The 9002-nt window shown below is 47.1% G+C and carries 8 protein-coding genes and 1 tRNA gene; 5 read left to right on the top strand and 4 right to left on the bottom strand.

Annotated elements, in window-relative coordinates:
- Positions 1 to 69 precede the first annotated feature (69 nt).
- Both ACTTKA_RS11590 and ACTTKA_RS11585 read right to left on the bottom strand, forming a co-directional pair.
- Entirely contained in the window at positions 70 to 675 is a 606-nt protein-coding gene (locus tag ACTTKA_RS11590) for a hypothetical protein (RefSeq protein WP_442725153.1), read from the bottom strand.
- A gap of 585 nt (positions 676 to 1260) precedes the next feature.
- Positions 1261 to 1395: a hypothetical protein gene (locus tag ACTTKA_RS11585; RefSeq protein ID WP_442725152.1), complete on the bottom strand. Its 135-nt coding sequence runs from the start codon at positions 1393 to 1395 to the stop codon at positions 1261 to 1263.
- A 533-nt stretch (positions 1396 to 1928) separates the two neighbouring features.
- Between ACTTKA_RS11585 and ACTTKA_RS11580 the strand changes: the two genes are divergently transcribed.
- From ACTTKA_RS11580 to ACTTKA_RS11565, 4 genes are all read left to right on the top strand, one after another.
- On the top strand, positions 1929 to 2552 hold the full coding sequence (locus ACTTKA_RS11580) for a Crp/Fnr family transcriptional regulator (protein WP_442725151.1): 624 nt from the start codon (positions 1929 to 1931) through the stop codon (positions 2550 to 2552).
- Positions 2553 to 2616: 64 nt separating this feature from the next.
- Entirely contained in the window at positions 2617 to 3423 is an 807-nt protein-coding gene (locus tag ACTTKA_RS11575) for a sulfite exporter TauE/SafE family protein (RefSeq protein ID WP_442725150.1), read from the top strand.
- Positions 3424 to 3513: 90 nt separating this feature from the next.
- Positions 3514 to 4929, top strand: coding sequence for an MBL fold metallo-hydrolase (locus ACTTKA_RS11570; RefSeq protein ID WP_442725149.1), 1416 nt, complete (start codon positions 3514 to 3516; stop codon positions 4927 to 4929).
- Positions 4902 to 5276, top strand: coding sequence for a rhodanese-like domain-containing protein (locus ACTTKA_RS11565; protein ID WP_442725148.1), 375 nt, complete (start codon positions 4902 to 4904; stop codon positions 5274 to 5276). The genes ACTTKA_RS11570 and ACTTKA_RS11565 overlap by 28 nt, the downstream gene beginning before the upstream one ends.
- A gap of 103 nt (positions 5277 to 5379) precedes the next feature.
- Here ACTTKA_RS11565 and ACTTKA_RS11560 read toward each other — a convergent pair.
- A tRNA-Phe gene (locus ACTTKA_RS11560) sits at positions 5380 to 5452 on the bottom strand.
- A 295-nt stretch (positions 5453 to 5747) separates the two neighbouring features.
- Here ACTTKA_RS11560 and ACTTKA_RS11555 point away from each other — a divergent pair.
- The gene (locus ACTTKA_RS11555) at positions 5748 to 7052 is read left to right on the top strand and encodes an anaerobic C4-dicarboxylate transporter family protein (RefSeq protein WP_442725147.1); all 1305 of its coding nucleotides are present in this window, start codon (positions 5748 to 5750) and stop codon (positions 7050 to 7052) included.
- A 32-nt stretch (positions 7053 to 7084) separates the two neighbouring features.
- Here the strand turns inward: ACTTKA_RS11555 and ACTTKA_RS11550 are convergent, their stop codons facing one another.
- On the bottom strand, positions 7085 to 8026 hold the full coding sequence (locus tag ACTTKA_RS11550; RefSeq protein ID WP_442725146.1) for a ketopantoate reductase family protein: 942 nt from the start codon (positions 8024 to 8026) through the stop codon (positions 7085 to 7087).
- Between the last annotated feature and the right edge of the window lie 976 nt (positions 8027 to 9002).

Here is a 9002-nt window from a genome sequence, read left to right as displayed (position 1 = left end):
AGTGTCAGCCCTAATTTTTTACAGTCCTAAAAGTTTTACCGGACAGCAATAATATAGATTAATCGTTTGTTATTTCATGTCGCGGATAAACGTGGAGATGGCTACATGCCAATATCCGGTTGTAAATGCGGCCGAAGGATGGGTGATAGGTAACAGTCGCACGGTATGCCCGTTGCGGAGATCATACGCCCATGTCTCGATGCTGTCACAGTCGGGCAAGATCAAGTCGTCGAGCTGTCTGCCGCGTTTAGGCAGATTATCATACAGCCGTTTACCCCATACCAATACGCCATCGGGTCGATAAGTCTCCAGCACTTCGAAAAAAGCCGCTTCGGAATCCGCAAATTCCTGTCGTGTCGGTTCTTTACGCGGCCCGGAGATCGGGCTTTGCACGTAGTTATAAAAGAGAATCCGGTTCCACCATTGTTCTTTTTCGGCAAGCGAAAGCGGCTTTCCGGCCAGCGCCCGCTCGAACTTCGTATACGTATTCATAAACCCTTCGTGCTCGCGGTCAGGCTCGAACAGCAGGCGGATGATACGGTTGGTCATGCCGGAATCGGCATCACACGGATTGGCGCAGTAATGACTTTCGCCCAGCGCCATCATTCTTTTTCCTTCTATGCCCTTCGTGTATGCGCTACCTACCCACGGGGCGAATTGTACATTTTTCATCATATTGTTTGTTTTGTTCTGACATGTGCCAAAATGAAAAAGAAGTAAGAGGCATGTTCCTCGCTCTTCCCATTCACCCGGTTCGGTTCTGGAAAACCTTGGAGTCTGAATCAGTAAAAGCACAGTCCATGCCCCTTATGCAGGGTGCATCACATGCTTCGACAAATTATTCTCAGACTCCCTTGTTGAATTTTCCAGATTTAACCGGGTCTAATAATCGGTCTGCAAGTTTTGCAAAATATTTTCAGCGTCTTATTGTCTCATCTTTATCATTTTTTTACACTCGTGCAAAGTAAATGATTTTATTCTGACGCGACAAATAAATTGGCTGTTTTTTTTGCATGGACTGTTTCTCTTCACCTTAACTCCTTCTTCCCTTTTTCACTTCGGACTTTCAGTCTCTGTTCATTCATTTTCAATTCACATAAATTTGTCACTCTTTTTTAAAAACAATGCAAAGGTAGGCGTGAGGTGCGCAGAAATACCGCAGAGGTTCGTAAAAAAGTAATTTTTTGCGCGGATAGGTAAAAATTACACGCGTACTTTGAACCCAGATTCCGCAATAGAACAAATAAGAATGAATTTAATTCAGGCCTTCAGTCCTCCGAACAAGGTACGGATGTCGGTACCCCACCCTTGCGGGATAGGGCTGAAATAATTCGGGCTTTCAGCCCTTGTATGCCCTTCGGGTGTTGAGGGGTTTAGTTGTTGATTCGTTAACATGTTGATTTGCTGGCTAAAAGCCAACGAACCATTACGAATGCAAATGAACGCGAATGAAATTTTTGTTGGGTTAAAAAATATGGTACGCACCGTAGGGACGCAATTCATTGCGTCTCTACAACATGTACACGACATAACCATTGACACCTGACAATTAACAATTAAATGACCGCTGACCGCTGTAAAAGCCCTGAAAGGGCGGATCAATTCAGCCCAATGCGGAGCATTGGGGAAAAAGGCATCGCATCTCGGTGGAGGACTGAAAGCCTGACGTAATTAATGATTAATGGTCAATTGTTATGCGTGGTACACGCCGAATCATGTAGTCGGCAAATAACAATTAACCATTGACAATTAACCATTAAAAAATGGTAAACGCCGAACAGTGTATCGCGTAATTTGGGTTGAATTGCGTACGCAAAGCGGTTTGATTTAAGGCCGTTATATCCTACGAAAAAAGATGGCCTCGCATCAAAAATAAGTTGCGGACGAAATATTTTCATTAAACGGATATTTTAACTACGTTTGCGTTTGTGAAGCATTTAGAAGACATCTCCGAATTTCGCTCTTCGCCCGAGCTTGTGGAAAAGTTGTATGAACACGGTATTCTTAAGGTTTACAAGGCCGGCAGCGTCATCCTTCAGGAGAACGCCTATATTCGCTCTATTCCAATTGTGGTTAAAGGAGTTATGCGAGTGATTCATACCGAAGAAGATGGCAGAGAAATCTTACTCTACTATATCAAAGCGGGTGAAAGCTGTATCATGTCTTTTCTGGGCGGATTGCACAACGAGACAAGTAAGGTGAAGGTCGAGATTGAAGACGATGCCGAAATCCTTTTCTTGCCGGTCGACAAGGTCTACCTTTTTATCAAAGAGCATCCCGAATGGCTGAATTACATTTTCCGTTCCTACCACAAGCGGTTTGAAGAACTTCTGGAGACGGTCAACGCGCTTGCCTTCAAAAAAGTGGACGAACGTTTATTGGCGCTCATTCACAAAAAAGCCGAACTGACCGGCAGCCATACGCTACAAATCACACACGAACAGCTTGCCGGTGAGCTGGGTACAGCCAGAGCCGTGGTATCGAGATTACTCAAACAGCTCGAAGAATCGGGCGTCGTGCGTCTAGGGCGCAATAAAATCACGCTTATGTGACCAAAGTAGCTGTACGTTTTTGCAGCCATGCCGATCTTTGCCTGCTCATAAGAGTAGAAATATTATGTATATCATCGGTTATTTGGCATCTGTTTTAATCGGTCTTTCACTGGGTCTTATCGGAGGTGGAGGAAGTATCCTGACCATCCCCGTACTTGTGTACCTGCTCGGTGTAGACCCTGTTCTGGGTACCGCCTATTCGCTTTTTATCGTAGGAGCGACAAGCGCAGTCGGAAGTGTTTCATACTTTCGGCGTTCGTTGGTAGACGTGCGCACGGCGATTGTGTTCGGTCCGCCGTCCATCGTCGCGGTTTTCTTGACCAGAGCTTACCTCGTTCCGGCTATCCCTTCCGAAGTGTTCACTTTAGGAGACTTTGCAATCGATCGGAATATGTTCCTGATGGTACTGTTCGCCGTGTTGATGCTGACGGCCTCGGTCAGCATGATTCGACCAACGGGTAAACGTGCGGATGAATCGACGAACAAACAAAGAGATCGAAAATTCTCCTATCCGTTCATTCTCCTTGAGGGGATAGTAGTCGGAACACTCACCGGGCTTGTGGGTGCGGGCGGAGGTTTTTTAATTATTCCTGCTTTGGTGCTCCTCGGAGGATTACCCATGAAAAAGGCGATCGGTACTTCCCTCGTTATCATATCGGCCAAGTCGCTTCTGGGTTTTCTCGGAGAACATAATCCGGCGGCTTTCGATTGGCTGCTCCTTCTCTCGGTCACAGGTCTGGCCGTCGTCGGGATATTTATCGGAATGAGACTCTCACAATATATCGACGGGGCTAAACTTAAGCCGGCATTCGGCTGGTTCGTCTTCATCATGGGGCTATATATCATCCTTAAAGAAACAATCTTCGCATAAACAAGCCTTGTGTGACTAAAGTAACTGTACAGGGCAAAAAAATCATTCATCTTTGCATCGTGAAATAAACATTAAAACATTCGATAAACTATGAAAGTAGAACAGATTTATACGGGCTGTTTAGCTCAAGGCGCATATTATATCACCTCCCATGGTGAGGCCGCCATCATCGACCCCCTGCGTGAGATCACGCCTTACCTCGAGCGCCTCAAACGAGACGGGGTACAGCTTAAATATATTTTGGAGACTCATTTCCACGCTGATTTCGTGAGCGGACACCTCGACTTGAGCCGTGCCACAGGGGCGCCGATTGTTTACGGTCCTACAGCCCAGCCGGGATTTGATGCCATTGTCGCAGAAGACAATCAGGTTTTTGAGTTGGGAAAAGTTAAAATCCGGGTGCTTCATACACCGGGACATACCATGGAGAGTTCGTGTTTTCTCCTGATCGATGAAGATGGGCATGAAACGGCTCTTTTCAGCGGCGACACCCTTTTCTTGGGGGATGTCGGGCGTCCGGACCTGGCACAGAAAGCGGCTAATTTGACTCAGGAAGAGTTGGCCGGTTTGCTCTACGACAGCCTCTACACCAAAATACTTCCTTTATCGGACGATATGATGGTGTATCCGGCTCATGGAGCGGGATCGGCCTGCGGAAAGAACATGATGAAAGAGACGATGGACAGTCTTGGCAATCAAAAAAAGGTAAATTATGCTCTTAATCAGCCGAGCAAGGAGGCTTTCGTAGCCTCTGTACTGGAAGGATTGCTTCCTCCCCCGGCTTACTTCGGAGGCAACGTTGCCATGAACAAGCTGGGATACGACAGCATAGAACACGTCATGGAGCGAGGAATGTCAGCACTCTCGGTTGCAGATTTCGAAGCGCTGGCCGAAACATCCGATGCTTTGGTGCTCGACGCGAGAGCTCCGGGCGTATTTGCCCAAGGTTTTATTCCTCGATCGATCAATATTGGCTTAGATGGCGATTTTGCGCCTTGGGTCGGCACGATGATCGTAGATGTGAAACAGCCTCTGCTGCTCGTTACCGATCCGGGACGCGAGGAAGAGGCGATTACGAGGTTAAGCCGTGTGGGATTTGATCACGTCCTGGGATATTTGGACGGTGGTTTCGATGCGTGGAAAGCCTCCGGCAAAGAGACCGATGAAGTAAAACGCATCTCGGCCAATGAGTTTGCCCAACAATTTTCTCCCGAAGAGAGCCTTGTCGTCGATGTGCGCAAAGAGAGTGAATACGCGGCGGAACATATCGAAGAAGCTTACAGCCGTCCGCTTGCGTATATCAATGATTGGATTCAAGATCTCCCCCGCGATCGACATTTCTTCCTCCATTGCGCAGGAGGATACCGCAGTATGATTGCTTCCAGCATCCTGCTCGCGCGAGGCTATCGCAAATTCACGGATATCGAGGGCGGGTTCGCAAGTATTGCCCAAATGGATGTTCCTAAAACCGATTTCGTATGTCAAAGCAAAGTTTCAAAAAAGTAATATTATTTGTCGTATCTGTAATTATTGTATTTATCATGTTCGGATTATTTAAGAATTTTTTTTCAAAGCCTGACGATGAAGCTCTTGTAAAGGCCATTCGAGGCGGTGCCTTTCTGGTGGATGTACGTACTGCCGGTGAATTTGCTTCCGGAAGTGCTTCCGGAGCTGTGAATATCCCATTGGATGAGATAGTCTCTCGGATCCATGAGTTCAAAAATAAGGAAACCATCATCGTCTTTTGTCGAAGTGGCAACAGAAGCGGTCAAGCTAAGAGTCTTCTTGAGCGTCACGGCTTCACCAACGTCCTGAACGGAGGAACCTGGGACCATGTTGCCTCTCTGCAGTGAGTGCGATATAAAAGTTAAGTTCATACCATTTACCAACTGCTAAAACTAACAACAAAAATCCCCTGAATTTCAAGAAAATTCAGGGGATTACTTTTTTTTAAAGTGGTGCCACCAGGAATCGAACCGGGGACACAAGGATTTTCAGTCCTTTGCTCTACCAACTGAGCTATGGCACCTTTTCTGTTTTTGGTGGCGCAAAGATAGAGCAAATTTTAATTTCCACAAACTTTTTATCAAGAAAAGTCTGATAGCAAATTTAAAATTGCTACGAATATCAAGATCTCGTGAACATTATATATATTTCAAATCGAAGCATCTCTCCGCTTACAGCAGCTATCGAGTCAAACAAACGCTTCTTAGGCATAAAAGGATGAACACTCATCCCGAATCACTGGAGTAAAAATGTACGTCAAGCGCGTGCGTAAACAAAATATCATGTACATTTGCGCTTTCGGATAGAAAAAGCATGCTATGATTCTTCAGTTACTTATTGTATTGGCAGCAATTGTCATAGGAGCACGCAAAGGAGGGATCGGCCTGGGAGTTGCCGGCGGTCTCGGACTGGCGGTACTAACGTTCGGTTTTGGGCTTCGTCCGACCTCGCCCCCCATCGACGTGATGTTGATGATCGCCGCGGTCATTGCGGCGGCAAGCTGCATGCAAGCGGCGGGTGGGTTAGACCTGATGGTCAAATGGGCCGAGCGTCTGCTGAGGCGTCATCCGCAACATATCACCCTGCTGAGTCCTCTTGTTACATATCTGTTCACCTTTCTTGCCGGCACGGGGCACGTCGCTTATTCTGTACTGCCGGTGATTGCCGAAGTGGCGGCAGAGACCAAGATACGTCCGGAGCGGCCGCTCGGCATCGCTGTCATCGCCTCGCAGCAGGCCATCACAGCCAGCCCCATCTCGGCCGCAACGGTAGCACTGTTGAGCATGCTGGCGGGATACGATATTACCTTAACTGACATTATGATGATCTCCGTGCCCTGCACCCTGGCAGGTGTCTTGATCGGTGCCTTCTATTCGATGAAAGCAGGGAAAGAACTCGCGGACGATCCGGAGTATCAATACCGGCTTGCAGCAGGCGCCTTCGAAAGAAGCCATCATCATACGCGCGAGGTGGAAAATCCTCGTGGAGCCTTACTTTCGGTCGTTCTGTTCCTGCTGGCTACGGTCGGCATTGTCGTTTTCGGTTCGTCGGCGACGTTGCGTCCCGTATTTTATACCGACGAAGGGGCTGTCTCGATGCAAATGGCACATATTATTGAAATTCTAATGCTTTCGGCTGCGGCTCTGATACTTATCGGGACTCGCACCGACGGAATTCGAGCCGTGCAGGGTTCGGTCTTTTCAGCTGGTATGCAGGCTGTCATCGCCATATTCGGTATCGCATGGATGGGCGACACGTTTATTTCGGGCAACATGGCCGCTCTGAAAGGGGGCATCGAACAATATGTGACAACGATGCCATGGCTGTTCGGATTGGCGCTGTTCGTTATGTCTGTTCTGCTTTTTAGTCAAGCGGCTACCGTTCGTGCCATGCTTCCGCTCGGCATCGCACTGGGCCTGTCACCGTGGATGCTGATCGCGTTATTTCCGGCTGTCAACGGTTACTTCTTTATCCCGAATTATCCAACGGTGGTGGCAGCCATCAGCTTCGATCGCACCGGCACAACACGTATCGGGAAATATGTGCTAAATCATTCCTTTATGATTCCCGGACTGATCGCAACAGGCGTATCCGTCGGACTGGGCCTCCTGATCCTACTGTAAAAAAGCGTGTAGGACAGATATTCCGGACGTTTTTACACTCCGTTCTTCGGTCGTTTCTCTTTCGACAGGAGCACCTGATAAATTTTGCGATACATGGGGACAGGAATCCCCAATCGATCCCCCTCTCTGACAAGATATCCGCAAAGACTTTCGAGCTCCGTTTTTCCGCCTGCCATAAAATCGCGGTGCATGGAAGTCGTAGTCGTAAAATCGTTTTTCCAGAAATGATCGAGCACATGCTGACACATTTCCTCGGAGATGTCGACACCGTTAGCTTGAGCCACTGAGATAGCTTCCTTGAGCAGTGAGCGGAATGTCTCCGTTTCCGTTTCGATCACGACTCGTGTAGGCTTGTCGAAATACGAAGTCGAACTCGCCGAAGCCGAAATCAAAATGTATTTTTTCCACACCTGATAGAGGATATCCTCCCGACATTCACCGTTAATCCCTGCCGCTTGCAGGATCTCTTCCAACTCTTTCTCGCGCGGATGGCGACCGGCAGGACTTCCGAAATACAACGTTGGGTGCTCCAGCGCATTTTCAATCACACCCGCACCGGCTTTCATCGCCACAATATAGGTCAATCCGCACCAAACCTCGTTATCGGGAAGTACGGAGGTTATTCGCTCCCGTATATTCGCTCCGTTGAGCAGGGGCACAATGATCGTCCTCCTATCGATGACAGGCAGGAGGGAACGGATATTTTCCTCAAGATCGTAGTCTTTCGTGCAACAGAGAATATAGTCAGCCTTAATACCCAACTCTTCCGCTTTGTCTGATAATCCTTTGGGACGAACGGTGAAATTTTCCCACGTCGATTGGATACGCAGACCATTCCGTTCAATCGCCTCTTTATGCTCACCACGGGCGATGAAATAAATGGCCACGCTTTCACTTTTAGCATAGGCTTGCGCTAATTTCCCTCCGTAGTAACCGCCAACGCCACCCAGTCCCGAAATTAAAATATTTATCAAAATCCTTAAATTAACAGACTTACAACTTTGCAAAACAAGTAAACCGTTAAACAACAACAATTGTCCGACGCTTACATATATCAGAAATTTCTCTTATTTTAGCGATACTAAAAGAACTCTGACACATGGCAAAAGTAAACAAAAATCTGGAAAACTCACTCCTTCTGGAGGGATATATTCAGGGCAATCGCATCAAATTCTGAGTAGTTCTTTGAGGTAGTTCATGTTCAAAGTAGCCTTGAGAACTATCGGCAAAGGTGGAGATACGCTCAGAAACTGTACGAGAACACGCAGATTGAGCCACATCTTACATTCATCAGGCTCGAAAACATCCTTTATTCTTAGTTTATTGTAATACAAGCACATCCCTCTATTCGCTGATAAGCTTTATCAAAGGTGCTATAAACAAAACGTGTGTCTTTCCCGGTAAAAGCATCCCGGATATCTAAAAACAAGTGCTTGTGATTTTCTTTCAGGCACAAGACGTACTTAGGCTCTGCCGAGGTAATTTGCTCAGCAGTGCCGGTCTGTGTCCCTATCGCATCACGATAGTCAACAGCCTCTTTAATCACCAGATTATCTGACACTTTCGAAACAACGGTGATTTCGCTTTCCTTTTTATCCGAATGCTGTAACTAAAATATCCTTAGCTTATGCCTGCAACAACCCGCGGATCGGAAGCATGCAATAAGGATTCATATGCTGTCATAGCTCAAGGATAAACCCTCTTTTGATGTGGTGGCTCTGGAGCCAAGCGTTGAGGAATTCTTGGGATTAGAAAAGCGATTTCGGCCGCCGGACATAAAAACGGTTCATCCTGTTAGAAAAATATTGCTCATATTTTTTTGAAAGTATTTGTGTGTTTAAAAAAAAGTATTACCTTTGCACCGCAATTGATAGCTCAATGCAACATATTGGTGTGGTAGTTCAGTTGGTTAGAATACCTGCCTGTCACGCAGGGGGTCGCGGGTTCGAG

It is taken from the genome of Tannerella sp., from assembly GCF_052170195.1.
Classification (GTDB): Bacteria; Bacteroidota; Bacteroidia; order Bacteroidales; family Tannerellaceae; genus Tannerella.
This window is presented reverse-complemented; position numbering and strand designations above follow the sequence as displayed.